We start from the raw sequence: 24,004 nt of genomic DNA on the forward strand, positions 1-24,004 counted from the left end.
GGAGGAGGAGACAACAGGCGGCTCAGCGCCTAGACCCGCGCCCCCCCCCCCCCCCTCCCCCCCCCCCCCCCCGCCCTCCGATCGTTGCGGGGTCCTCGCGGGGGATCAGCCCTTGCGGGACTTCACCTCGGCGGTGAGCTGCGGCAGCACCTCGAAGAGGTCGCCGACCACGCCGTAGTCGGCGAGCTCGAAGATCGGGGCCTCGGGGTCCTTGTTGACGGCCACGATGGTCTTCGAGGTCTGCATGCCGGCCCGGTGCTGGATGGCGCCCGAGATGCCGTTGGCCACGTACAGCTGGGGCGAGACCTGCTTGCCGGTCTGGCCGACCTGGGAGCTGTGCGGGTACCAGCCGGCGTCCACGGCGGCGCGCGAGGCACCGACGGCCGCGTCCAGCGCGTCCGCGAGCTCCTCGACCACGCCGAAGCCCTCGGCGGCACCGACGCCGCGGCCGCCGGAGACCACGATGGCGGCCTCGGTCAGCTCGGGACGGCCGGTGGAGACCCGCGGGGTGCGCGAGGTGACCTTGGCGGCGTTGCCGGTGAACTCCACCGACACGTTCTCCACCGCACCGGCGGCCGCGACGGCCTCCGGGGCGACGGCGTTCGGCTTCACGGTGATGACCGGCACGCCGTTGCTCACCCGGGAGTCGACGGTGTACGAGGCGGCGAACACCGACTGGGTGGCAACCGGGCCCTGCTCGCCGGCCCGGACGTCCACCGCGTCGGTGATGATGCCGGAGCCGAGGCGCAGCGCCACGCGGGCGGCGACCTCCTTGCCCTCGCCGGAGGAGGTGACCAGCACGGCGGCCACGTCGTTGGCCTTGGCGATCTGGGCCAGGGCGTCCACCTTGGGGACGACCAGCTGGTCGGCGAACTCGGCGCCGTCGGCGACGTACACCTTGGCGGCACCGAACTCGGCGACCTTGGCGGCGATGTCGGCGGCTGCGGCACCCGCGCCCAGCACGACGGCGGACGGCTCACCGATGCGGCGGGCCAGGGTCAGCAGCTCCAGGGCGGGCTTGCGGACCGCACCGTCGGCGTGGTCCACCAGGACGAGAATCTCAGCCATTGCTCTATGTCTCCGTGTTCAGCGGGATCGGCTGGATCAGCCGGATCGGGGTCGGGGCGGGGCGGACTAGATGAACTTCTGGTCGGCCAGGAACGCGGCGAGCTGCTTGCCGCCCTCGCCCTCGTCCTTGACGACCGTGCCCGCGGTCCGCGCCGGACGCGCCGCCACCGAGTCGACCGCCGTCCACGAACCCGCCAGACCGACCTCGTCCGCCTCGATGCCCAGGTCGTCCAGGTCCAGCGACTGCACCGGCTTCTTCTTCGCCGCCATGATCCCCTTGAACGACGGGTACCGGGCCTCACCCGACTGGTCCGTCACCGAGACCACCGCCGGCAGCGCCGCCTCGACCAGCTCGGTCGCCGCGTCACCGTCCCGACGGCCCTTCACCACACCGCCCTCGACCGACACCTCGGACAGCAGCGTCACCTGCGGCACACCCAGCCGCTCCGCCAGCAGCGCCGGCAGCACACCCATCGTGCCGTCCGTCGACGCCATGCCACCGATCACCAGGTCGAACCCGGTCTTCTCCAGCGCCTTCGCCAGCACCGCCGACGTCCCGATCACGTCCGAACCGTGGATGTCGTCGTCGTTCACGTGCACGGCCTTGTCCGCACCCATCGACAACGCCTTGCGCAGCGCGTCCTTCGCATCGTCCGGACCCACCGTGAGCACCGTCACCTCGGCACCCTCGTTCGCCTCGGCGATCCGCAGCGCCTGCTCCACGCCGTACTCGTCCAGCTCCGACAGGAGGCCGTCCACACCCTCCCGGTCCGTGGTGTGGTCGTCCGCGAAACGACGGTCACCCGTCGCATCCGGCACGTACTTCACACAGACAACGATCCTCAAGCTCATGAGCGGTTTCTCCTGTCACGGGTGCACGGATGCACTGGATCCATGGCCTCAGGTCAGGCCGAGGGTACTGAGTGCCAATCCCGGCCCGGCCGCCGCCCACGTGCCGCAAGCGCCACCTGGACCGGCATGCCGGGTCGGCTGTCTGCGACTGGCATCAGAGGCTCCACCGAGAGAATACGGCACTCAGTACCCCTGGTAAAGGCACTCAGTACCCTACCCGGTGTCCGGGGCCGCCCGTCGGGGCGGCAAGCGGGCACAAGGTTTCCGCAAGGCCCCGCCAGGTCTCGTCAATGAATCCACCAACCGGCCGGGGGAGCATCGGCGGCGGGGCTCGTCGACGGCCCCGACCTGCGATCAAGGAGGGGGAACGGAATGACCTTGGTGCACGGGGAACAGGACATCACGACCGCTCACGGGACGCACGACAGCCCGGCCTGGGGCAGCAACGGGCCGTGGGAGACCATGCCGGACCGCAAGCGGGTGCTGGTCGTCGCCCAGACCGTGGTCTACGCCCAGCGACTGCACGACTTCTACGCCCTGCTCGCCTCCGACCTGCGGATCCACGTGCAGTTCACGGTGGCGCCGCACGTGTTCAACCGCGGCGCGGCCGAGGGCCTGCTCGCCCTGGGCGCCACCGTGCTGCCCTGGGAGCAGGCCGTTCGACGCGAGTTCGACCTCGTCCTGGCGGCCGGCTCGCAGGGGATGGAGCAGCTGAACGGGCCGGTCGTCCGGCTCCCGCACGGCGCGGGCAACATCAAGCTGTCCCGGCGCAGCGGACCGGACGGCGAGCGGGCGGCCATCGGACTCGGCCCGGACCACCTGTGCTGGGAGGGCAGGATCGTCCCCAGCTCGTTCGCGCTGGCCCACCGGGAACAGCTGGACGAACTAGGCCGCAGCTGCCCGGAGGCCGTACCGATCGCCGAGGTGGTCGGCGACCCCTGCTACGACCGGATCGCCGCCGCGCTGCCGCACCGGGAGCACTACCGGGCGGCCCTGGGACTGCGACCGGGGGAGAAGTTCGTCCTGGTCTCCTCCACCTGGGGGGCCGGCTCGCTGTTCACCCGGCTCGACGCCGTCCTGCCCCGGCTGACCTCCGAGCTGCCCCGGTCGGGCTACCGCACCGCGCTGCTGACCCATCCGAACATCTCGGCGGCGCACAGTCCCTGGCAGGTGCGGTCCTGGGCGACGGCCACCGCGGGCGGAGCCGTCTCGGTCGTCCCGCCGGAGGCGGACTGGCGGCCGCTGCTGGTGGCCGCCGACTACGTCATCGGCGACCACGGTTCGGTCACCCTCTACGGGGCGATGACCGGCGCCCCCGTCCTGCTGGCCGAGTACCCGCACCGGAACGTCAACCCGCGCTCGCCCTCCGCCCAACTCGCCCGGACCGCGCCCGCGCTCGCCCCCGGACACCCGCTCACCGACCAGCTCGCCTACGCCGCGGAGCAGTACCACCCGGAGGACTACGCGGCGATCGCCGACCGGATCAGCTCCGAACCCGGCCGCTTCGACCGCAACGCCCGTCGGCTGCTGTACCGGGTGCTCGGACTCGGCCAGCCCGCGCACAGCCCGGTGCCGGCCACGCTGCCGTTGCCGGACCCGCTGGACGCCCCGTTCGCGCCGGACTCCCGGCGGGCCGGATGACCGCCGTCCTGCACACCGTACGGCTGGCGCCGCTCGCCGCCCCGCCGTCCGGTCGGCCCCCGGCGAGCCTGTTCGACGCCCGGGTCGTCTCCCCCGCCGGCGCCCGCCACGTACTGCTGACCGCGGACCCACCCGCCGCACCGCACGACGGCCGGCCCCGTCCCGGCTTCGAGGACGAGCACCTGGTACTCGACCTCACCGAACCGACCGCCCTGCGCTGGCGGCGGCAGGCCGACGTGCTCCACCTGGGGCTCCTCCCGGCCGCCGACATCGGCGCGCGTCTCGTCGAGGCGCTGTCCGCCCACCCCGGCTGCGCCGTCGCCACCGCCGAACGTCGTGGCGGAGCGGTGCTGCTGCTCGCCCGGACCGGGGCGCGGCTCCTCCTGCGCCCCGCACCCGGGGCGCGCCGCACCGACGGTGCGCCGGCGCTGCCGCTGGCCCTCGGGTCGCTGGCGCACGCCTGGCTGGCGGCCGGTCGGGCGCTGACCGAGCTGGACCGGTTCGGCCCGTGCGCCCGGTTCAGCCGGACGGGCCGCCGGGGCGCCCCTCGGGAACGGGGGTAGCGAGCCCGTACGCGGCGAGGCGGTCCGCCAGTCGGGCCGCCTCGGCCGCGGCACCCACGTCCTGGTAGCGGGCCCGCGACTGCTCGAACCGGGCGCGTGCCGCATCCGGGCGGCCGCGCCGTTCCTCGACCTGGCCGGCGAACTCCAGCGTCCGGGCCTCCCAGTGCACCGACAGCGCGGTCCGGAAGCCCGTGAGGGCGGATTCCAGGCAGGCCTCGGCGTGGTCGTACGCACCAAGCAGGCCGTGCGCCAGTCCCAGGAAGGCCCTCGCCCGGGCCACCTCGTAGTCGTCCCCGATCGAGGACAGCTCACGGCCCGCGCGCTCCAGGAGCTCCACCGCCTCGGCCGCCCGGTCGGCCAGCAGCAGCACCTCGCCGTGAGCCAGCCGGGCCAGCGCCGAACCGCGGAGCTGGCCCTGGGCCTCCCTGAGCTCCACCACCCGGTGCAGGCACTCGGCCGCCTCCTCCAGCCGACCCGCCATCCGATGGGTCTGGCTCAGCCCGTACAGCGCGTTCGCCTGGACCAGCGGCTGGTCCCCCTCCCGGGCCAGGGAGAGGGCTGCGGCGAACCAGTCGGCCGCCTCCTCCGCGTCGCCCGCGTTCCGCAGGCCGTTACCACCCGAGGTCAGCATCCGCAGCTCGCCGCCGCGGTCACCGACGGCACGGGCACCCCGCAGACCGATCCGGTGCGCCTCCACCCACAGCCGGGCCGGACGCAGCCGCAGGAACAACGGCCACATGGCGTCCGCGAGTTGCCAGGCGGCGGCGGGCCGGCCCAGCTCCTCGGACCAGCGCAGGAGGTCGGCCAGCCGGTCGCGCTCCTCGTCCAGCCATTCCAGGGCCCGGGTGGCGTCCACGAACTCGCGGGCCGGGTGCACGGGCCGGGTGAGGTAGTCGCGGGCGAGCGTGCGGTGGCTCGGCGAGACCACCGCCTCGGCGGCCGTGGTCGAGGCGAGGTACCAGTCGACGAGCCGGTCGAAGGCGGCCCCGGTGGCCGCGGTGCCCCGGTCCTCCGCCCCGTGTGCCCGGGCGTGCAGCCGGACCAGGTCGTGGAAGCGGAACCGTTCCGGCCCCCTCTCCTCCAGCAGGTGCACGTCGATCAGGCCGTCCAGCAGCCGGTCCGCCCCCGACAGGTCCAGATCCGCGAGGACGGCGGCGTTCTCCAGGGTGAACTCGGCGAAGGGCAGCAGGCCCAGCAGTCCGTACAGCCGGGCGCTCGCCGGCTCCAGCACTCCGTAGGAGGCGTCCAGCAGCTCCTGCACCGTCTCGCCCTCCACGTCCAGCACCGCCAGCCGGTCCGCGCCGCGGCCCAGCTTCTCGGCGGTCGCCGCCAGCGACTGGGCCGGCCGCGCCGCGATCCGCGCCGCCGCCAGGCAGATCGCCAGCGGCAGCCCGGCACAGGCATCCACCACCTCGGCCGCGGCATCGCTCTCGTCCGCCACCCGGCGCTCACCGACCCGCTCGGCGAGGATCTCCTTCGACGCCTCCGGCGCGAGCGGCTCCAGCCCCCGGAACACCGCGCCGTCTATCCCCAGCCCGGTGAGCCGGCGCCGACTCGTCACCACGACCACGGTGCCGTCCGAGCCCGGCAGCAGCGGGCGGACCTGTGCGGCGGTCGAGGCGTTGTCCAGCAGCACGGAGATCCGCCGCTCGGCCGCCACCGAGCGCCACAGGGCCACGCCCTCCTCCAGACTGGGGGGCGCCGGTGAGATGCCGAACGCCCGCAGGAACGCGCCGAGCGCCTCGGCCGGGTCGGCGGGCCCACCCGGCGCGTACCCGCGCAGATCGGCGTACAGCTGGCCGTCCGGGAAGCGCCCGGCCAGACCGCGCAACCACTGGGCGGCGAGGGCCGTCTTGCCGACTCCGGCCGGTCCGGTCACCACGACGGTGGCATCCGCCGCGCCGCCGTCCTCGCTCAACACCTGGTCCAGCGCCGCCAGATCGGCACACCGCCCGATCAACCGCCGTGGACCTGGCGGCAGTTGGCGCGGTGTCGGCAACAGCGGCCGGGTGACCAGATGCACCCCACCGTTGATCGTGCCCGCCTGCACCACCGAACCGCCGACCCCTCCGCCGGTCAGCGAGTTGCGCACGACCCCTGAGGGCAGGTCGGCGCCCGTCACGGGCAGCACCCCACCGCGGCCCGAATTGTCACTGGCTCCCCCTGCCTTCGACGAATTGACCGTTCCGCACTAGCAGATGACTTGTCGTCAAGTCGAGAACATTCCCAAAGGACCATCTTCCGAACCCCATCGTGGTATAGCCGATCGCCCCGGACGCGTGCCATGCTCACCCGCGACACGGCAAGCTGGTAGCCAACCGGCGGGGGGCGTCGCATGCGGATCCATCTCCTGGGTTCAGTTGAACTGTCGGTGAACGGAGAGCCGTTGGCACTCCACTCCGACAAACGGAGGCAGTTGCTGGCCGCACTCGCCATGGAGCTCGGAAGGCCGCTCTCCCATACGTCGCTCGCACACCGACTGTGGGACGAAGAACCACCGCCCAGCGCACTGACCAGCCTGTACAGCCACGTTTCCCACCTCCGCGCGCTCCTGAGACGCGCCGCCCGCGCCGCCGGGACGGAAAGCCCCGGGGAAGTGCCCACGATCGACACCCGATCGCACACGTACACCCTGCGGGCGGACCCCCAACTCATCGACTGGCACCGATATCTGGACCTGTCCCAACGAGCCGGACTGCTCGCCGGTAACGGACAGGAACACCAGGCCAGAACCGTCCTCGGCCGCGCCGAGGAACTCTGGGGCGGCGAACCCCTCGCCGGTCTGCCCGGCGACTGGGCCCGCACCACCCGCGCCACCATGGCCGACCAGCGCTTCGCCACCACCCTGCAACGGATCGAGCTCGACCTGCGGATCGGCCGCCACCACGAACTGATCCCCGAACTCACCGCCCTGCGCGAGGACCGCCCCACCGACGAACGCCTGGCCGGTCACCTGATGACCGCACTCCACGCGGCCGGTCGCCAGGCCGACGCCCTGGCCGTCTACCCCGCCGTCGTCCGGCTGCTGCGCACCCGCCTCGGCACCGACCCCGGCGAGGAACTCACCCGACTGCACCGGCTCATGCTCAACGGCGAACCCCTGCCGGGCACACCCGGACGGGCGGAACTCGTCCGGGCCGCCGACTCCCCTGCCGAGGTCGCCGCGTCGACCCCCGGCGCCCCGGGACGGCACCGGATGATCGGCAGACGGGACGACCTGCGCCGTGTCCTGCCCGGCGCCGCCGCCGCTCGGGGAGGGGTCGTCACCGTCTCCGCGATCCTCGGCATGCCCGGCGTCGGCAAGACCACCCTCGCCCTGCACGCCGCCGACCTGATGCGCGAGCACTTCCCCGAGGGCTACGTCCACCTCAACCTGCGCGCCCACGTCGGCAACCAACCGCCACTCACCCCGGAGGCCACCGGCGCCCTGCTGCTCAGACGCCTCGGCGTGCCCGCCACCACCATCCCGCTCGACGCCGACGAGGTCTTCGCCCTCTGCGCCGAGACCCTCTCCACCCGCCGGGCCGTCCTCGTCCTGGACGACGCCGCGAACGCCTCCCAGATCCGCCCGCTGCTGCCACCCGCGCCGGCCGCCCTGGTCATCGTCACCAGCCGCCAACGACTCGCCGAACTCCCCGGCTCCCGGCCGGTCTTCCTGGACCTCCTGCCGGTCGACGACGCCGTCGCCCTGTTCACCGACCTGGTCGGCCCCGAGCGCTCGACGGACCGCGACCGCGTGGTCGAGATCGTCAACCGCTGCGGCCTCCTCCCGCTCGCCATCGAACTCGCCGCCAGCCGCCTCCGGGCCCGCCCGTCCTGGACCCTCGACCACCTCGCCCGACGCCTCTCCCGCAGGGGCCGCCTCGCCGAGATCCGCAGCGGCTCGGACAGCATCGCGCGCGCCTTCGAGGTCTCCTACCAGTACCTTCCGCCGAGCCAGCGATCGGCCTTCCGGCTGCTCGGCCTGTATCCGGGACCGGACTTCGGTGTGCACGCGGCGGCGGCACTGCTCGGGCGCACGGTGGACGAAACCGACCAGGTGCTGGAGGCATTGCTGAACTGCCACCTCCTCATCGAGATCACGCCCGAAAGGTACCAACTTCACGACCTTTTACGGGATTTCGCAGTGGCCCTGGGAGTCGAGGACGACCTCCGGGAATCGTCGGTCGACCGACTGCTCCGCTTCGCTCTGAGTGCGGCCGACCAGGCGGATCACCTGCTCTATCCGCGCAGGTCGAGAGCCGAGCTGCTGACTGATCATCAATTTCATGATCTGGAAGCCATCCTGGCGGATATGGCGATGGATTCGGCCGAATCGGCCAGGGCCTGGCTGGAGGCCGAGATCGCCACGCTCATCGCCCTCGCCGCCCACGCACATCGCGTCGGCCGCGCGGAGACCGGCGCCTGGCTCGCCCACGTGCTGGCCGGCCACCTGGACGCCGAGGCGTACTGGAGCGAGGCCCAGGACATGCACCGCGCCGCGGCCGCCCTGTGGCAGTCGCAGACGAACGACCTCCAGGAGGCATGGGCGCTGAGCGACCTGGGGGCGACACTCGCGAACGCCTCCCACTACGACCCCGCAGTCGAGGCCCTGGAGCGTAGCCTGGCCCTCGCCCGCCGCGAGGGCGACCCGGACGCCACGGCGAACGCGCTGGGCCTGCTCGGGCGACTGAGATGGAACCAGAGCCGACTCCACGAGGCGCTCGCACTGCAGGAGGAGGTGCTCGCCATCCGGATCCAGCAGGAGGATCAGCTGAATGCCGCCCGCTGCCTCGCCAACATAGGAATCCTGCACCGCTCGGTGGGGAATTCGGAAGCGGCGCAGGCCGCCTATGACAGCGCCCTCCCATGTGCCCGGGATTTCAATGACCGGGTTCTCGAGCTCCGCATACTCAACAATCTCGGAGAGCTCCACTCCAGCTCCGGGAGAAATGCGGAGGCACGCAGCACCTTCGAGCGGATCCTGGAAATCGGAGACGGCCTCATGCCACCGGTGGAGCTGTCGGTGGTACGCGTCAACCTGGCCGGAACACTGAGAATTCCCGCCGAACTCGACCGCGCCCTTTCGCTCCACCGGGCTGCCTTGACCACCTTTCGCGAGGTCGGCAGCGTCCGCTACGAGGCGGACGGCCTGAACAGCCTCGGTCAGACCATGTCGAGCGCCGGTCGACACGAGGAAGCCCTGGACCAGCACGCGACAGCACTCCAGCTGGCCCGCTCCATCGGTGCCGCGCGGGAGGAAGCAGCAGCCCTGCGCGGCCTGGGCCGCTGTGAGGCGGCACTCGGGAATACGACTGCCGCCCGCGCGCAGCTGACCGCCGCCATTCATCTGGCCGAGCAGGTCGACATCGCGGACGAGGCGGCACTGGCCCGCTCGGCACTCGCCGACCTCAAGCCGAAGTCTTCAAATAATCTCCACTCCTGAAACTTCGTTCGTACATCGGCCAACCGTTTGACAGGAGCAATGGCGTTTGGCCTATCATCTGCCCCGACCGGCGATCTTGCGCCGCCCGGATTCCAGGCAGAGAGCCACGAAGCACGATGAACATGTTCATGCACATCTTCATGATCGCCGCTTCCATGCCGTTGTGGTGCTAGGCATGTAGGGCGACGGCTGCCTCTCCCGTGTAGACGCTGAAAGTCAACGACTCCTGCAGATAGAGCCGTACCGAGTCAGCGTCGTGGGAGAGGTAGCCGACGGAAACGTCCTGCCCGAGGAAGAGTTCGAAATCGCCTCCCCGGGTGGAGAGCAAGAAGGCCCCTTCGATCGCGGGGGCCCAGATGATGTCCCCGTCGAGCAGCCGGGCCAGGTGGTTGTGGACGGGATGGCCGTGGTCCGTGATCTCGTTCACCGCGGTGTACGCCTCGGCTCCGAGCAGGAGCGAGTAGGGCCCGCCGACGCCGGCGAGGCGGAGGGCGGTGAGGGCCTGGCTGACCGCCTCGGGGTATTCGCGGACGTCCGGGGGGAGTTGGACCGGCGGGTTGGTGGAGTCGGCGCGGATGCCCTCGATGTGGGCGGCGGGGTAGCCGTCGAAGACGGTGCGGTCCTCGGCGCGGGCGAGGGTGCGGGCGGCGTCCTTGACGGGTTGCCAGTCGGAGTCGCGGGAGCCGCGTTCCACGTCGTCGACGGCGGATCGGCTGACAGTGAAGGGGACGCGGAGCTCGACCACCGGGCGGCTGGTGCGGGCGTGGGCCTGGACGCCGTCGAGGGGTGGGTCGATGGTGGTGAGGTGGCCGGTGCCGACGGCGGCGAGGGTGGGGCCGTCGGGGCCGTTGAGGTCGACCACGCGGCGGCCGGCGATGTGCAGTTTGAAGGTCTGCCGGGCCTCCTCCTCGATCTCCTCCCAGGCGGCGGCGGAGACGGGGGCGAGTTCTCGGTGCAGGTTGCTCATGGTGCGGGTCCTGTTCAGGAGGTCGGCTGTTCAGGAGGCGGCGGGTTCGGGCGGGTGGCCGGTGCGGGCGGCGGCTGTTCAGGAGGTCGGTTTGAGGCTGCCGATGCCGAGGGAGCCGTCCGGGTGGGCCAGGGGTGGGGGCGGGGCGGCCGGGGGCGGAGAGTCCAGGAGGTCGGCGGTCGGGACGAAGAACAGCGAACCGGTGACGGCGGTGGAGAAGTCGAGCAGCCGGTCGGTGGTGCCGGGCGGGCGGCCGAGGAACATGTTGCGCAGCATCTCCTCGGTGACCCCGGGGTCGCGCGCGTAGCCGATGAAGTAGGTGCCGAACTCGCCGCTGCGGTCGAAGGAACCGAAGGGCATGTTGAACCGGAGGATCTTCCGCTCGGCGCCGTCCGGGCCGGTGATCACGGTGAGGGCGACGTGCGAGTCGGCGGGTTTGACGTCGTCGTCCAGCTCGATGTCGGTGAGCTTGGTACGGCCGACGGCCCCCTCCTGCTGCTCGACGCTGAGCGCGTTCCACTTGTCGAGGTCGTGCAGGTACTTCTGGACGATGACGTAGCTGCCGCCGGCGAAGCCCGGGTCCTCCTCCCCCACCACGACGGCGGTCTCGGCCGCGCGGCCCTCGGGGTTCTCGGTGCCGTCGACGAAGCCGAGCAGGTCGCGCTCGTCGAAGTACTTGAAGCCCTGGACGGAGTCGACCACGGTGGCCGCCCCGGCGAGCCGGTCGACCAGGCGGCTCGCGAGTTCGAAGCAGAGGTCCATCCGTTCGGCCCGCAGGTGCAGCAGCAGGTCGCCGGGGGTGGCCGGGGCACGGTGGCGGGGGCCGGCCACCTCCTGGAAGGGGTGGAGTCCGGCGGGACGGGGGCCGGTGAAGAGCCGGTCCCAGAGGTCGGAGCCGATGCCGGTGACGCAGGTGAGGCTGCCCTCGGGGGCCCGGAAGCCGACGGCCCGGCGCAGTCCGGCGAGGTCGGGCAGCAGGTCGCGGACGGTGGGCTCGCCGCCGGGTTCCACGGTGAGGACCAGGAAGATCGCCGCACTGGTCAGCGGGGAGAGCACGGCTTGGGGTTCGGGCTGCACGGCGGGGTTCCTCCTCGGGAGGTTCGCAGGAGGCTCGCGGCGGGCTCTCTCGCTGGGCCGGGGGGTGGACGGGTCGTGACAGATCGGTACCAATCTGATCATCCCGACGGCGACCTCGCACGGCGGACGGCCCCACCCGGCGGACGGCGCGCAGCCGACGGACGGTGCGCAGCCGGGCGCGGGACATGGGGAAGGGGCGGGGCGCTCGGTCGCGCACCCGCCCCTCCGCCTGCCCGCGCCCCTCAGACCCGCAGCGCCGCCAGCTGCTCGGCGAACGGGACCACCTGCTCCGGCACCGCCGCCGCCTCCGCTGCCGGGGCCCGCCCGGCCAGCAGGGCCGCCAGCTCGCCCGCCGCGCGGTCGATCCGGCCCGGCAGGCCGTCGGTGAGTGGGTCGCCCGCCGTGCCCCAGTCGTCGGTGGCCGCGTACACGGCGGTCGGCAGCACCACCGCGCGCAGATAGCTGAACAGCGGCCGGACGGCGTGCTCCAGGGCGAGCGAGTGCCGCGGCGTGCCGCCGGTGGCGGCGATCAGCACCGGCTTGCCGGTGAGCGCGTCGTGGTCGATCAGGTCGAAGAAGGACTTGAACAGGCCGCTGTAGGAGGCGGTGAAGATCGGCGTCACCGCGATCACCGCGTCCGCCCCCGTCACCGTCCCGATCGCCCCGCGCAGCGCGGCGGCCGGGAAGCCGGTGACGAAGTTGTTGGCGATGTCCACGGCGAGGTCCCGCAGCTCGACCACGGTGACCTCGGCCTCCCGCCCCTCCAGCCCGAGCCGGCGCACGGTCGACTCGGCGAGCCGGTCGGCCAGCAGCCGCGTCGAGGACGGCTTGCTGAGGCCGGCGCTCACCACGGCCACCTTGAGTGCGGTCACTTGGCCACCTCCACGGTCTGCTCGTCCCGGGCCGCGACCAGAGCGGCGTGGGTCGGCCCGTCCGGGACCTGGGCCGGGCGGCCCTTGGCGAACTCCTCGCGCAGCACCGGCACGACCTCCTCGCCCAGCAGGTCCAGCTGCTCCAGCACGGTCTTGAGCGGCAGGCCGGCGTGGTCCATCAGGAACAGCTGGCGCTGGTAGTCGCCGAAGGTCTCGCGGAAGGTCAGCGTCTTCTCGATGACCTCCTGCGGGCTGCCCACGGTCAGCGGGGTCTGCTCGGTGAACTCCTCCAGCGAGGGCCCGTGCCCGTACACCGGCGCGTTGTCGAAGTACGGGCGGAACTCGCGCACCGCGTCCTGGGAGTTCCTCCGCATGAACACCTGGCCGCCGAGCCCGACCACCGCCTGCTCGGGGGTGCCGTGCCCGTAGTGGGCGTAGCGCTCGCGGTAGAGGTCGATCAGCTTCTGGAAGTGCTCCTTGGGCCAGAAGATGTTGTTCGCGAAGAAGCCGTCGCCGTAGTAGGCGGCCTGCTCGGCGATCTCCGGGCTGCGGATCGAACCGTGCCAGACGAACGGCGGGACGTCGTCCAGCGGGCGCGGGGTGGAGGTGAAGGACTGCAGCGGGGTGCGGAAGCGGCCCTGCCAGTCGACGACCTCCTCGCGCCACAGCTGGTGCAGCAGCGCGTAGTTCTCGATCGCGAGCGGGATGCCCTGGCGGATGTCCTTGCCGAACCACGGGTATACCGGGCCGGTGTTGCCGCGGCCCATCATGAGGTCCACCCGGCCGTCGGCGAGGTGCTGGAGCATCGCGAAGTCCTCGGCGATCTTCACCGGGTCGTTGGTGGTGATCAGCGTGGTCGAGGTCGAGAGGATGATGCGGTCCGTCTGCGCGGCGACGTAGCCGAGCATGGTCGTCGGCGAGGACGGGACGAACGGCGGGTTGTGGTGCTCGCCGGTCGCGAAGACGTCCAGGCCGACCTCCTCCGCCTTGCGCGCGATGGCCACCATCGCCTTGATCCGCTCGTGCTCGCTGGGGGTGCGGCCGGTGGTCGGGTCGGGGGTGACGTCGCCGACGGTGAAGATTCCGAACTGCATGCTGCTCACCACACTCCAGGAGGTCCAAGTCGTTCAACTTTCAACCACCCTAGCACGCGGCTGCGGATCGTTATTCCCGCGGTTCCCGCCGACAATGGAAGGCGGGCCCCGGCAACGGCCGGAGCCCGCGGAAGGACGGCGAACCGATGGCGCCGTACATCGCGGTGAGCGCACTGAGCCACGAGGGCCTGGTGCGGGAGCACAACGAGGACAGCCTCACGGTCGGCCCGTGGACGCTCTGCGCCACCGTGACCACCAATCCGCAGACCCTGCTCTTCCCGCTCGGCCCGCCCTGCGTGGTCGCCGTGACCGACGGCCTCGGCGGCCACCCCGGCGGCGAGGTGGCCAGCGCCCTGGTCGCCCGGCGGCTCGCCGCCGCCGGGGGTGGACTGGACGGCGAGGAGGCCGTCCGGGAGGAGCTCCAGGAGTGCAACCGGGCGGTCTACGCGGCCGCCGCCGGGGAGCCGGAGCTGGCCGCGATGGGGACCACGGTCGCGGGGCTGGTGCTGCTGCCCGACCGGGCCGTGGTCTTCAACGTGGGCGACAGCCGGGTCTACCGGATCAGCAGTGACGGCCCGGAGCCGCCGCCCACCGAGCCGTCGGCGCAGGAGCGGTCAGCACGGGGACGGCCGGACCCGGCCCAGGGCAGCTCGGCACCGGTGAGGCTGGAGCGGGTCAGCGTGGACGACAGCCCGCCGCTGCCACCCGGCCGGCGCACCACCCCGCTGGTCACCCAGACCCTGGGCGGCTCGCTCGGGCTCACCTTCGTCGAACCGCACGTACGGGTCGCGCCGCTCGCCGCCGGCGACCGCTACCTGGTGTGCAGCGACGGCCTGACCGACCCGGTGCCCGAGGAGGAGCTCGCCGGACTGCTCGCCCGCGCGGACGGGCCCTCCGACCGGGCCGACGGCAGGGCCGCCTTCGAGCTGTGGAAGGCGGCCGTCGAGGCGGGCGGCCCGGACAACATCACCCTGGCACTGGTGCGGATCGGCGAGTGATCGCGCGCGGCACCACCTCGGAACGCCGGAGCGCCGGAACGCGGGACGCCGGAACGCCGTACTGACGGCCCATCAGTACGGCGTCCCGGCAAGCGAGTTGAGCCGCCGAAGGGCGGCACCGCCCTGCTACTTGCGCAGCAGCAGGATCACCCCGGCCGTCGCCAGGCCGACCAGCACGGCGGCCACGCCGTACGCCAGGCGGTGCGCCTTCAGCACCGGCAGGAAGCGGTCCACCGCGTAGCGGCCCGGGCCGGTCAGCGCCAGGGCGGCGGCGCCCGCCGTCAGCAGCAGCTCGTACTCGCTGCCCTTCGGGGCGAAGAAGCCGCCGCCCCAGGTGACGGCGATCGCATTGACCATCGTGCCGACGATCGCGGCGCCCGCCAGCGGGGTCAACAGGCCGACGGCGAGGCCGAGTCCGCCCAGGACCTCGGTCAGGCCGGCCACCACGGCCATGGCGTTGCCGGCCGGGTAGCCGCTCATGGTGAAGAACTGACCGGTGCCGTCGATCCCGCCGCCCCCGAACCAGCCGAACAGCTTCTGGCTGCCGTGCGCGGCCATGGTCAGGCCGAGCACCAGGCGCAGGAGCAGGAGTCCGGCGTCGTAGGCGTGCGGGGAGGTCGTCGCGGACCCGGAGCCGTCCCGCGCGAAGCGGGCGGCGAGGCCGGTCGGGCCGGTGGGACTGGTGGCGGCGGTCGTGCTCGGGCTGCTGCTCGGCATGCGCGTCTCCATCGATCGGGGTCGGTCGTAGGGGTGCGTGTGGTGATGCGGCCGGGCGGGGCGGGACACGCCGCGCCTCTAGTTGAAACTTGAACCGGCCGCTCTCCGACCGTACCGTGGAGTTCGAATTTGAACAACTGACGGTGCATGGACGACTCGCGAACCCCACCGGGGCCGGGGCAGGGTGGAGACATGGCTCACCGCAGGCAACACCAGCCGGCCAGCCGGTCCGGCACGCCCTACCCCGAGGCACTCGCCGCCTTCGACGAGCGGGTCCGGCTGGTCGCCCCCGGCCAGTGGGACTCCCCCACCCCGTGCGCCGACTGGACGGTGCGGGACCTGGTCAACCACCTCACCGCCGAACAGCTCTGGGTGCCCGACCTGCTGATGGGCGCCACCATCGCCGAGGTCGGCGGCCGCTACGACGGCGACGTGCTCGGCGACGATCCGGTCGCCGCCTGGAGCTCCGCCGCCGAAGCCGCCCGGCAGGCCTGGGAGGTGCCCGGCGCCACCGAACTCACCGTCCACCTCTCCTTCGCGGATGTCTCCGGGCAGTACTACCTGGACCAGCTCACCGCCGACCTGGTCGTCCACGCCTGGGACCTCGCCGAGGCCATCGGCACCCGCACCCGGCTCCCGGCCGACCTGGTGGACTTCGCGCTCGGCGAGATCGGCGGCTACGGCGACCTCTCCGGCAGCGGACTGTTCGACCCGCCGCTGCCGGTGCCCGCGGACGCCACCCCGCAGACCCGGCTGCTGGCCCTCACCGGACGGCGGGACGGCGGCTGAGCAGGGACTTTCCGTACGGAACCCGAGCCCGGCGGCAGCCGGACCGGAGGTTCCACGCGGCGGCGCCGGATACTGGACAGTACGGGGGGCGAGTCCTGATCCCGGACGAGAGGCGGGCACGCCATGAGCCGCAGGCCGGACATCCTCGGCGAGTTCACCGCCGACCACAAGGCGGCCACCGACCTGCTCGACCGCGCCGAGGCGGCGCCGGCCGGCTCGGCCGAGCGCGGCGAGCTGGTCACCAGACTGACCGATCTGCTGTTCAGCCACTGCGCCGCCGAGGAGGAGCACCTCTTCCCGCTCGTCCAGCACGACGTGCCCGAGGGCGGCGCCCTGGTGTTCAGCAGCATCCACGACCACCTGGCGATCGGGCAGTACCTCGCCGACCTGCAAGGAGTCGGCCCGGCCGACCCGGCCTTCGACACCCTGCTGCGCGGCCTCGGCGACACCCTCCGGCGGCACCTCACCGGCGAGGAGAAGACGGTCTTCCCGGCCGCCCGCAAGGCCCTGCCCGCAGCGACCCGCGCGGCGCTCGGCGAACGGCTCCGGGCGCAGCGGGCGGACACCGAGTCGGCAGGCACCGAACCGGCAGGCACCCAACCGGCAGGCGCCGAGCCTTCGGGCACCGGCCCCTCGGGCACCGAACCGGCAGGCACCGAACCGGCAGGCGCCGAGCCTTCGGGCACCGGCCCCTCGGGCTGAGGCCGCTCAGCTCTTCGGGCTGATCACCGCGAAGCGGGCGCCCTCACGGTCCCGCAGCCGGGCCACCCGGCCGTACGGGGAGTCGAAGACCGGGCCGATCCCCGCCCCGCCCAGCTCCACGGCCCGCGCCACCGCCCGGTCGGTGTCGGGGACGGCGAAGGAGACCTCCCAGTGCGGCGGCGGGCCGGCCGGGCCCTCCGCCTGCTCCTTGGCCAGCGCCGCGACGCTGTGCCCCTCCGCGCGCAGCACCACCCGGTCGTGCTCCCAGCGGACCTCGAAGCGCTCCGGGTCCCGGCCGTCCCAGCGGAACACCTCGCCGTAGAACAGCGCCGCCGCGAACGGGTCCGGGGTGCGCAGCTCGATCCAGACCGGCGCACCCGGCAGGTTCAGCCTCCGGGCCCGACCCAGCGGGCCCTCCCAGATGCCGAACACCGCCCCGGCCGGGTCCGCCGCGAAGGCCACCCGCCCGGCGTCGAAGGCCAGCGGGCCGACCGCCAGGGTCGCGCCGCGCTCGCGCACCGCGTCGGCGGCGGCGTCGGCGCTCTCCGTCCCGAAGTAGCTGGTCCAGGAGACCGGCACCGCCCCGAGGCCCGCCACCCCCAGCCCGGCCACCGCCTCCCCGCCGGTCACCGCGTGTACGTACGGGCCGAAGCGCTCCGGCCCGGGCTCGAACTCCCAACCCAGCAGCGGACCGTAGAACCCCGTGGCACTCTCCAGGTCCCGGGCCATCAGGCTCACCCAGCACGGAACGGCCGCCACGCAGCGCACCTTCGCGGTCGTCTCCTCGCTGCCCATCGCGGACCTCCTCGCCGACCCGGCCGCCGGGCCCCTCCCGACTCCCGCGGCCCACCGGCCGCCCGGGACGCCCACACCCTACGGCGGCCGGGGTAGCCCGTCCGGGAAGGCACGGCCGGGCTCAGCGGACCCAGTTCTTGAGCGGCTCGGTGTCCAGCGTGATGCCGACCGGGTCGGGCAGGCGGACGCTCCTGCCGAAGGGGAGGGTCTGGACGGTCTCGTAGCGGACGCCGTCCGGCTGGCTGTGGACGACGACTTCGGCGGAATCGCGGTCGATCAACAGGTAGACGGGGATCCCGGTCTCGGCGTACGCGCGGGGCTTCTCGACGCGGTCACGGCGGTCCGTGTCGGAGTCGTAGGAGGTGACCTCGACAACCATCAGGACGCCATCGGCATTCGCCCACTCCCCCTGACTGCCGAACGTGCCGCTCGGTGCGAGCGTGCCGTCGGGGTGCGCGTGGCCGCCGCGGCAGGTCTCGACCTTCAACCCCTGGTCGTACAGCCACAACTCAGGACGCGACTGGATGCAGATCCGCATCAGCCACTCGATGATCAGGCCGTGGTCTCCGTCCGGCACGGGCTTGACCCCCAGCTTCCCGTTGATGAACTCCGGCCGGATGCCTTCGACGGTCCGGCCCAGTCGGCGGACGAACTCCTCGAACTGCTCGGGCAGCATCTGGGGGCGTTCGGAGATCGCGGTCACGGGCTCTGCTCCTTCGCCTGGGCACCCGCCGGGTGCAACGAGCGCACCGGCGAGTGGATACGCGGGCGCCCGGTTTTGACGACAGCCGACCGCATCCCATCCACACATGGATGTGACGCAGGTCACAGCACGGGAGGAAATTGCGGGGACGGATTCCCCGTTTCCGAGTACGTTGGAGAAAGCGGGGAGAACTTCCCCGGTATCCTGGAGGAGCAGTCGCCATGACCACCGTCGCCGCAGAGCCGGCCCGTTCCACGGGGAGTGTGCGCACGCCGAAGTTGCGTGCGGACGCGAGCCGGAACCGGGAGCGGATCGTGCTGGCGGCCCGGGACGCGTTCGTCGAGCACGGTGCCGAGGTGCCGCTGGACGAGATCGCGAAGCGGGCGGGGGTCGGCAATGCCACGCTGTACCGGAACTTCCCGGACCGCACGGCGCTGATCCAGGAAGTGGCGCTGCTCGTCAAGAACCGCATCCTGGCCCTCGCCGAGACGGCGACGGCCGAGGCGGACGCGGGAGTGGGCGGCGGTCCGTTCGACGCTCTGCAGCGGTTCGTGCACGCGACCGTGGCGGAGAAGGTCGGCGGGCTCTGCGCCGTCTTCACCAGTACCGTCGATCCGGACGACCCGGAGTTGACCGAGACGCGGGAGCGCCTGCGGTCCGCCGTGAGCGGACTGATGGAGCGCGCCCGGGCCACCGGCGAACTCCGGCCGGACGTCGACCACGGGGACCTGTTCGTCGCGATGAGTCAGCTGACCCGGCCGCTGCCGGGCACCTCCTGCCAACTGCTCGACGAGTTCGTCCACCGCCACCTGCAGCTGTTCCTGGACGGCCTGCGCGCGCCGGCCCGCTCGACGCTGCCCGGCCGGGCCGCGACCTTCGAGGACTTCCGCCCTCGGCACTGACCGACCACCTGGACCCACCACTGATCCGATCCTGATCCGAGTCCGATCCGACCCACTCGCGCCCCACCTTCCGCGCGACTGACCGGAGTCGTCTCCGGGCGCCTCCGCGCGCCCTCGCACCCGTACGGCAACCTGCCGTTCCCGTACGGCAGTTGACCGTTCTCGCACACCACGCACCGTGAAATGGGTACCCCCATGTCTCAGACCGACGCCGCACAGGCGACGATCCCCGATCCCAGGCGCTGGAAGGCGCTGATCTTCATCGGCCTCGCCCAGCTGATGGTCGTCCTCGACGCCACCATCGTGAACATCGCCCTGCCGTCCGCCCAGACCGACCTGGGCATATCCGACGGCAACCGCCAGTGGGTGATCACCGCCTACGCGCTGGCCTTCGGCGGCCTGCTGCTGTTCGGCGGCCGGATCGCGGACCTCTGGGGCCGCCGGCGGACGTTCATCGTCGGCCTCACCGGCTTCGCCCTCGCCTCCGCGCTCGGCGGCGCCGCGGCCAACACCGCGATGCTGCTCGGCGCCCGTGCCCTCCAGGGCGTGTTCGGCGCCCTGCTCGCGCCGGCCGCGCTGTCCCTGCTCGCCGTGACCTTCACCGAGGCCAAGGAGCGCGCCAAGGCGTTCGGCATCTACGGGGCGATCGCCGGTGGCGGTGGCGCCATCGGTCTGATCCTCGGCGGCGCGCTGACCGAGTACCTGAACTGGCGCTGGACCTTCTTCGTCAACATCCCCTTCGCCATCGTGGCCATCGCCGGCGCCGTCATGGTGATCCGCGAGCCGGCCGGCGGCCGCAACCGCAACAAGCTGGACATCCCCGGTGTGGTGCTGGTGACCACCGGCCTGGTCTCGCTGGTGTACGGCTTCACCCGCGCCGAGTCCAGCGGCTGGACGGCCGGCAGCACCATGGCGCTGTTCGCCGCGGCCGTCGTCCTGCTGGGCGCCTTCGTGCTCGTGGAGCGCTCCGTGGCCGCCCCGCTGCTGCCGCTGCGCGTGGTGCTGAACCGCAACCGCGGCGGGGTGTACCTGTCCCTGGGCATGGCCGTGATCGGCATGTTCGGCCTGTTCCTCTTCCTGACCTACTACCTGCAGGTCGTGCGCGGCTACAGCCCGGTGCTGACCGGCGTCGCCTTCCTGCCGATGGTGGCGGGCATGATCACCGGCTCGACCCAGATCGGCGCCCGGCTGATGACCCGCGTCCCGGCGCGCTACCTGATGGCACCGGGCTTCCTGACCGCCTCGGTCGGCATGTTCCTGCTGACCCACATCGGCCTGGACACCTCGTACCCGGCGCTGATCCTGCCCGGCCTGGTCCTGATGGGCCTGGGCATGGGCACCGCCTTCATGCCGGCGATGAGCCTCGCGACCCACGGCGTCCAGCCGCGTGACGCGGGCGTGGCCTCGGCCATGGTCAACACCTCGCAGCAGGTCGGCGGCGCCATCGGCACCGCGCTGCTGAACACCATCGCGGCCAGCGCCACCACCAGCTGGCTGACCTCGCACCACGCCGCCGCGGCGGACAAGGCGGTGCAGCTCCAGGGCATGGTGCACGGCTTCTCGACCGCGATCTGGGTGTCCTTCGGGATCCTGGTGGCGGCCGCCACCGTCGCCTTCACCCTGATCAACGCCGGCCAGCCCGGCGCCGCGGGTGCGGACTCGGGTGCGGCGAAGAGCGACGAGGTGCCGGTGCTGGTGCACTGACCCTCGCGGGACCCCACGGGGTGACTCGGGTGCGCATGCGGCCCGTTCGGTGTCTTCCACGACACCGGGCGGGCCGCTCGCCGTTTCCGGGTCGCCCGTCGCTTCCGGGCAGGCCGTCCGTCATCGGTGAGCCGCGACGGAACGGGCCCCGGGTAGAAGTGGGGATCAGTCCCCGATTATTGTGACCTCAGTGCGAATCGGGGACTGATCCCCGTTTCCTTCGGACTGAGGTGCGTGCACATGACCCGGAATCAGAACCCAGGGCGGGGGCAGCGGGCCGCCGACTGGGCGGACGGCCGGCTGGGGATCTACTCCCTCGCCAGGGCCAACCTGCGCAAGATCTTCCCGGACCACTGGTCCTTCATGCTGGGCGAGATCTGCCTCTACACCTTCCTGATCATCATCCTGACCGGTGTCTGGCTGACCCTGTTCTTCAAGCCGAGCATGGGCGAGGTGGTCTACAGCGGCTCGTTCGTCCCGCTCAAGGGCGTCCCGATGTCCGAGGCCTACGCCTCCACCGTGGACATCAGCTTCGAGGTCCGCGGCGGGCTGCTGATCCGGCAGATCCACCACTGGGCGGCGATCGTCTTCGTCGCGGCCATGTTCGTGCACATGATGCGGGTGTTCTTCACCGGCGCGTTCCGCAAGCCGCGCGAGATCAACTGGGTCTTCGGCTTCCTGCTGCTGTTCCTCGGCATGCTGGACGGCTTCTTCGGCTACTCGCTCCCGGACGACCTGCTCTCCGGCACCGGGATCCGGTTCATCGAGGGCGTGGTGCTGGCCGTGCCGCTGGTCGGCACCTACATCCAGATGTTCCTGTTCGGCGGGGAGTTCCCCGGGCACGACATCATCCCGAGGTTCTTCACCATCCACGTCCTGCTGATCCCGGGCATCATGCTCGGCCTGCTGGTCGCGCACCTGATCCTGGTCTTCTACCACAAGCACACCCAGTGGGCGGGCCCCGGCAGGACCGAGAACAACGTCGTCGGCATGCCGCTGATGCCGGTCTACATGGCGAAGGCCGGCGGCTTCTTCTTCCTGGTCTTCGGGATCGTCGCGCTGATGGCCGCGATCGCCACGGTCAACCCGATCTGGGCGTACGGCCCGTACCGGCCCGACCAGGTCTCCACCGACGCCCAGCCCGACTGGTACATGGGCTTCGCCGAGGGCCTGATCCGGGTGATGCCGGGCTGGGAGATCGGCCTGTGGGGGCACACCCTCAACCTCGGGGTGCTGATCCCGTTCACGCTGTTCCCGGTGATCCTCGGCGCGATCGCGGTCTACCCGTTCGTCGAGAGCTGGGTGACGAACGACGCCCGGGAGCACCACCTGCTCGACCGGCCGCGCAACGCACCGGTCCGCACCGCCCTCGGCGCGGCCTGGATCAGCGTCTACCTGGTGATGCTCGCGGGCGGCGGCAACGACCTCATCGCCACCCATCTGCACCTGTCGCTCAACTCCATCACCTACGCGGTGCGGATCGGCTTCTTCGTCGTCCCGGTCCTCGTCTTCGTCGTGACCAAGCGCTGGTGCCTGGGCCTGCAACGGCGGGACCGCGAGAAGGTGCTGCACGGGCGGGAGACCGGCGTCATCAAGAGGCTGCCGCACGGCGAGTTCACCGAGGTGCACGCCGGGCTCGCGCCCGCCGAACTGCACCGGCTCACCTCGCACGAGCAGCCCCGCCCCCTCGAACTGCCGCCCGCGGTCGACGAGAATGGAGTGGCCCGGCCCGCGGGCGCGCTCACCCGCACCCGCGTGCGGCTGTCCCGCGGGTTCCACGGCGAGCACGCCCGGGTCGAGAAGCCCGGCGTCGAGGAGTACCGCGAGATCACCGAGGGCCACGGTCACCACTGACCCCGCCCCCCTGTGCGAGGGAGGAGATCATGCACGACCCCACCGACCGGCTCGCCGACAGCAGGTACCTCCTGCTGACCACCTTCGGCGACGACGGCAGCCGACTGGACTCCCAGCTGTGGGTGGTCGCGGACGGCCCGGCGCTCGGCGTCTGGACCCCGGCCCACTCCGGCGAGGCCGAACGGATCCGCCGCCACCCACGGGTGCTGATCGGCCCCTGCGACGCCCACGGGCGCCCCACCGGCCGCCGGCTCCCGGCCCGCGCCCGGCTCTGCGACGCCGACGCGACCGCGCGCTACCGCACCTCGCTGATCAACAAGTACGGCCTGACGGCGCTGATCGCGCTGGCCCGCAGCCGGTTCCGGGTCGGGCTGTCCGGCACGGTCGGGATCCGGATCACCCCGAACGAGCTGGAGCAGCGGCTGGTCGGGCCGGAGTGGCGGCCGCCGGGGACGTACTGCGTCAACTGAGTCAACTGGGCGGTGCGGAAGGGCTTTCGGGCGCCTCGGAGCCCGTCGGGTGCCGGGACCCGTGGGAACGGGGGCCCGGCACCCGACGTTTCCGGGTGCTCCACGTTTCGGGCCGCTCGGCACTGCCGGGCGCTCGCGTTCCCGGGCGCTCGGCGTTTCGACGCGCTCGCGTCTCCCTCGCTCGGGTTCGGGGAGCCTCGCGGATCAGGCCCCGTCGTCCGGTGCCCGGGCGAGGTCCCCCGGTTCGCAGGCCTCCCGGCCGGTCCCCACGTGCACGACCCTGACCGCCCGTTCGGGGCCGCCCGGGACGACCCGCTGCTCGTGCCCGCAGCGCGGACAGATCAGCGGGATGCGCGGCCGGTTCGGGTCCCGTCCGGCTCGGCTCTGGCCGCCGTCCGGGTGCGGGGCGGTCACGAGAGCGGGTGGGTCGGGACCGGGCTGACGTCCTGGATCTCGCCGTGGGCCTTGGTGAGCAGTTGCGAGGCGAGGTCGTTGAGTGCGCGGGCGCCCGCGATCTCCTCGCCCACCCGCAGCTGTTCCGGGTCGGAGGGGTGGCGGCTGCTGTAGCCGTGGGCCCGCACCTCCGTACCGTCGCCGAGCCTCAGCAGGGCGGCGGCGCTGGTCCGCGCGCCCTCCTCGCGGAACTCCATCTCGATGTGCCAACCGACCAGAGTCTGCATGGCGGATCACCTCCATCGGTTACTCCTCCAGAGTGCGCCGCACCCAGCGTGAACACCAGGCCAGCCGGACCGGGGCCAGGTTGAACATGTTCAACTCGGCGACGTAGAGTCGCGGACGAAGGGCATTTGAA

General features: G+C 72.3%; 22 protein-coding genes and 1 pseudogene. 11 read left to right on the plus strand and 12 right to left on the minus strand.

Features of this window, described 5'->3' with window-relative positions; all coding sequences use genetic code 11:
* Positions 1–105: 105 nt before the first annotated feature.
* Together ACZ4W5_RS11990 and ACZ4W5_RS11995 are read right to left on the minus strand one after the other, a co-directional pair.
* Positions 106–1,068, minus strand: a complete 963-nt coding sequence (locus tag ACZ4W5_RS11990) for an electron transfer flavoprotein subunit alpha/FixB family protein (RefSeq protein ID WP_402483292.1) — start codon at positions 1,066–1,068, stop codon at positions 106–108.
* Between the two features lie 66 nt (positions 1,069–1,134).
* A complete protein-coding gene (locus ACZ4W5_RS11995) occupies positions 1,135–1,920 on the minus strand; it encodes an electron transfer flavoprotein subunit beta/FixA family protein (protein ID WP_387713836.1) in 786 nt (261 codons plus the stop codon).
* 372 nt (positions 1,921–2,292) lie between these two features.
* On the opposite strand from ACZ4W5_RS11995, the gene ACZ4W5_RS12000 reads away from it, so the two are divergent.
* Both ACZ4W5_RS12000 and ACZ4W5_RS12005 read left to right on the plus strand, forming a co-directional pair.
* Entirely contained in the window at positions 2,293–3,561 is a 1,269-nt protein-coding gene (locus ACZ4W5_RS12000; protein WP_465654059.1) for a hypothetical protein, read from the plus strand.
* Entirely contained in the window at positions 3,558–4,124 is a 567-nt protein-coding gene (locus ACZ4W5_RS12005) for a hypothetical protein (protein ID WP_465654060.1), read from the plus strand. Before ACZ4W5_RS12000 ends, ACZ4W5_RS12005 begins: the two co-directional genes overlap by 4 nt.
* On the opposite strand, the gene ACZ4W5_RS12010 is transcribed toward ACZ4W5_RS12005, so the two are convergent.
* Positions 4,081–6,246 (minus strand): tetratricopeptide repeat protein, encoded by a 2,166-nt coding sequence (locus ACZ4W5_RS12010; protein WP_465654061.1) that lies wholly within the window; start codon positions 6,244–6,246, stop codon positions 4,081–4,083. The genes ACZ4W5_RS12005 and ACZ4W5_RS12010 overlap by 44 nt on opposite strands.
* 213 nt (positions 6,247–6,459) lie before the next feature.
* Here ACZ4W5_RS12010 and ACZ4W5_RS12015 point away from each other — a divergent pair.
* Together ACZ4W5_RS12015 and ACZ4W5_RS12020 are read left to right on the plus strand one after the other, a co-directional pair.
* Positions 6,460–6,675, plus strand: a pseudogene (locus ACZ4W5_RS12015) (AfsR/SARP family transcriptional regulator); the annotation flags it as partial.
* Positions 6,676–6,720: 45 nt separating this feature from the next.
* Positions 6,721–9,549, plus strand: a complete 2,829-nt coding sequence (locus ACZ4W5_RS12020) for an AfsR/SARP family transcriptional regulator (protein WP_465654131.1) — start codon at positions 6,721–6,723, stop codon at positions 9,547–9,549.
* A gap of 169 nt (positions 9,550–9,718) precedes the next feature.
* Here the strand turns inward: ACZ4W5_RS12020 and ACZ4W5_RS12025 are convergent, their stop codons facing one another.
* From ACZ4W5_RS12025 to ACZ4W5_RS12040, 4 genes are all read right to left on the minus strand, one after another.
* The gene (locus ACZ4W5_RS12025) at positions 9,719–10,516 is read right to left on the minus strand and encodes a family 1 encapsulin nanocompartment shell protein (protein ID WP_402483284.1); all 798 of its coding nucleotides are present in this window, start codon (positions 10,514–10,516) and stop codon (positions 9,719–9,721) included.
* A gap of 78 nt (positions 10,517–10,594) precedes the next feature.
* Positions 10,595–11,593, minus strand: coding sequence for a Dyp-type peroxidase (locus ACZ4W5_RS12030; RefSeq protein WP_360237429.1), 999 nt, complete (start codon positions 11,591–11,593; stop codon positions 10,595–10,597).
* A 242-nt stretch (positions 11,594–11,835) separates the two neighbouring features.
* On the minus strand, positions 11,836–12,465 hold the full coding sequence (locus ACZ4W5_RS12035; protein WP_465654062.1) for an FMN reductase: 630 nt from the start codon (positions 12,463–12,465) through the stop codon (positions 11,836–11,838).
* Positions 12,462–13,559: an LLM class flavin-dependent oxidoreductase gene (locus ACZ4W5_RS12040; RefSeq protein WP_465654063.1), complete on the minus strand. Its 1,098-nt coding sequence runs from the start codon at positions 13,557–13,559 to the stop codon at positions 12,462–12,464. Before ACZ4W5_RS12040 ends, ACZ4W5_RS12035 begins: the two co-directional genes overlap by 4 nt.
* Before the next feature lie 146 nt (positions 13,560–13,705).
* Between ACZ4W5_RS12040 and ACZ4W5_RS12045 the strand changes: the two genes are divergently transcribed.
* Positions 13,706–14,557, plus strand: a complete 852-nt coding sequence (locus ACZ4W5_RS12045; RefSeq protein WP_465654064.1) for a PP2C family protein-serine/threonine phosphatase — start codon at positions 13,706–13,708, stop codon at positions 14,555–14,557.
* A gap of 126 nt (positions 14,558–14,683) precedes the next feature.
* Here ACZ4W5_RS12045 and ACZ4W5_RS12050 read toward each other — a convergent pair whose 3' ends face one another.
* Positions 14,684–15,274, minus strand: coding sequence for a DoxX family protein (locus ACZ4W5_RS12050; RefSeq protein ID WP_360237421.1), 591 nt, complete (start codon positions 15,272–15,274; stop codon positions 14,684–14,686).
* A gap of 192 nt (positions 15,275–15,466) precedes the next feature.
* Here ACZ4W5_RS12050 and ACZ4W5_RS12055 point away from each other — a divergent pair, with 192 nt between their 5' ends.
* Both ACZ4W5_RS12055 and ACZ4W5_RS12060 read left to right on the plus strand, forming a co-directional pair.
* Positions 15,467–16,063, plus strand: coding sequence for a TIGR03086 family metal-binding protein (locus ACZ4W5_RS12055; protein WP_465654065.1), 597 nt, complete (start codon positions 15,467–15,469; stop codon positions 16,061–16,063).
* 123 nt (positions 16,064–16,186) lie between these two features.
* Positions 16,187–16,765, plus strand: coding sequence for a hemerythrin domain-containing protein (locus tag ACZ4W5_RS12060; RefSeq protein WP_465654066.1), 579 nt, complete (start codon positions 16,187–16,189; stop codon positions 16,763–16,765).
* Positions 16,766–16,771: 6 nt separating this feature from the next.
* Here the strand turns inward: ACZ4W5_RS12060 and ACZ4W5_RS12065 are convergent, their stop codons facing one another.
* Both ACZ4W5_RS12065 and ACZ4W5_RS12070 read right to left on the minus strand, forming a co-directional pair.
* Entirely contained in the window at positions 16,772–17,560 is a 789-nt protein-coding gene (locus tag ACZ4W5_RS12065; RefSeq protein ID WP_360237415.1) for a VOC family protein, read from the minus strand.
* Positions 17,561–17,681: 121 nt separating this feature from the next.
* Positions 17,682–18,263, minus strand: a complete 582-nt coding sequence (locus tag ACZ4W5_RS12070) for a Uma2 family endonuclease (RefSeq protein ID WP_465654067.1) — start codon at positions 18,261–18,263, stop codon at positions 17,682–17,684.
* Positions 18,264–18,484: 221 nt separating this feature from the next.
* On the opposite strand from ACZ4W5_RS12070, the gene ACZ4W5_RS12075 reads away from it, so the two are divergent.
* From ACZ4W5_RS12075 to ACZ4W5_RS12090, 4 genes are all read left to right on the plus strand, one after another.
* Positions 18,485–19,165 carry a TetR/AcrR family transcriptional regulator gene (locus ACZ4W5_RS12075; RefSeq protein ID WP_360237411.1) on the plus strand — a complete coding sequence of 227 codons (681 nt, stop codon included), beginning with the start codon at positions 18,485–18,487 and terminating at the stop codon, positions 19,163–19,165.
* 195 nt (positions 19,166–19,360) lie between these two features.
* Positions 19,361–20,869: an MFS transporter gene (locus ACZ4W5_RS12080; RefSeq protein WP_465654068.1), complete on the plus strand. Its 1,509-nt coding sequence runs from the start codon at positions 19,361–19,363 to the stop codon at positions 20,867–20,869.
* A 240-nt stretch (positions 20,870–21,109) separates the two neighbouring features.
* Positions 21,110–22,723, plus strand: coding sequence for a cytochrome bc1 complex cytochrome b subunit (gene qcrB / locus ACZ4W5_RS12085; protein ID WP_465654069.1), 1,614 nt, complete (start codon positions 21,110–21,112; stop codon positions 22,721–22,723).
* A 29-nt stretch (positions 22,724–22,752) separates the two neighbouring features.
* Complete coding sequence (locus ACZ4W5_RS12090; RefSeq protein WP_360237405.1) at positions 22,753–23,193, plus strand: PPOX class F420-dependent oxidoreductase; 441 nt, start codon at positions 22,753–22,755, stop codon at positions 23,191–23,193.
* 204 nt (positions 23,194–23,397) lie between these two features.
* On the opposite strand, the gene ACZ4W5_RS12095 is transcribed toward ACZ4W5_RS12090, so the two are convergent.
* Positions 23,398–23,607 carry a hypothetical protein gene (locus tag ACZ4W5_RS12095; protein ID WP_465654070.1) on the minus strand — a complete coding sequence of 70 codons (210 nt, stop codon included), beginning with the start codon at positions 23,605–23,607 and terminating at the stop codon, positions 23,398–23,400.
* Positions 23,604–23,873: a DUF1876 domain-containing protein gene (locus tag ACZ4W5_RS12100; RefSeq protein ID WP_360237401.1), complete on the minus strand. Its 270-nt coding sequence runs from the start codon at positions 23,871–23,873 to the stop codon at positions 23,604–23,606. Before ACZ4W5_RS12100 ends, ACZ4W5_RS12095 begins: the two co-directional genes overlap by 4 nt.
* Between the last annotated feature and the right edge of the window lie 131 nt (positions 23,874–24,004).

This window comes from Kitasatospora sp. NPDC029367, assembly GCF_055569135.1.

Coding starts and splice junctions, on each gene's coding strand:
- ACZ4W5_RS12025 (WP_402483284.1), bottom strand. CDS start 10,516: ATGAGCAACCTGCACCGAGAACTCGCCCCCGTCTCCGCCGCCGCCTGG.
- ACZ4W5_RS12005 (WP_465654060.1), top strand. CDS start 3,558: ATGACCGCCGTCCTGCACACCGTACGGCTGGCGCCGCTCGCCGCCCCG.
- ACZ4W5_RS12080 (WP_465654068.1), top strand. CDS start 19,361: ATGTCTCAGACCGACGCCGCACAGGCGACGATCCCCGATCCCAGGCGC.
- ACZ4W5_RS12000 (WP_465654059.1), top strand. CDS start 2,293: ATGACCTTGGTGCACGGGGAACAGGACATCACGACCGCTCACGGGACG.
- ACZ4W5_RS12065 (WP_360237415.1), bottom strand. CDS start 17,560: ATGGGCAGCGAGGAGACGACCGCGAAGGTGCGCTGCGTGGCGGCCGTT.
- ACZ4W5_RS12075 (WP_360237411.1), top strand. CDS start 18,485: ATGACCACCGTCGCCGCAGAGCCGGCCCGTTCCACGGGGAGTGTGCGC.
- ACZ4W5_RS12045 (WP_465654064.1), top strand. CDS start 13,706: ATGGCGCCGTACATCGCGGTGAGCGCACTGAGCCACGAGGGCCTGGTG.
- ACZ4W5_RS12090 (WP_360237405.1), top strand. CDS start 22,753: ATGCACGACCCCACCGACCGGCTCGCCGACAGCAGGTACCTCCTGCTG.
- qcrB (WP_465654069.1), top strand. CDS start 21,110: ATGACCCGGAATCAGAACCCAGGGCGGGGGCAGCGGGCCGCCGACTGG.
- ACZ4W5_RS12040 (WP_465654063.1), bottom strand. CDS start 13,559: ATGCAGTTCGGAATCTTCACCGTCGGCGACGTCACCCCCGACCCGACC.
- ACZ4W5_RS12060 (WP_465654066.1), top strand. CDS start 16,187: ATGAGCCGCAGGCCGGACATCCTCGGCGAGTTCACCGCCGACCACAAG.
- ACZ4W5_RS12055 (WP_465654065.1), top strand. CDS start 15,467: ATGGCTCACCGCAGGCAACACCAGCCGGCCAGCCGGTCCGGCACGCCC.
- ACZ4W5_RS11995 (WP_387713836.1), bottom strand. CDS start 1,920: ATGAGCTTGAGGATCGTTGTCTGTGTGAAGTACGTGCCGGATGCGACG.
- ACZ4W5_RS12100 (WP_360237401.1), bottom strand. CDS start 23,873: ATGCAGACTCTGGTCGGTTGGCACATCGAGATGGAGTTCCGCGAGGAG.
- ACZ4W5_RS12050 (WP_360237421.1), bottom strand. CDS start 15,274: ATGCCGAGCAGCAGCCCGAGCACGACCGCCGCCACCAGTCCCACCGGC.
- ACZ4W5_RS11990 (WP_402483292.1), bottom strand. CDS start 1,068: ATGGCTGAGATTCTCGTCCTGGTGGACCACGCCGACGGTGCGGTCCGC.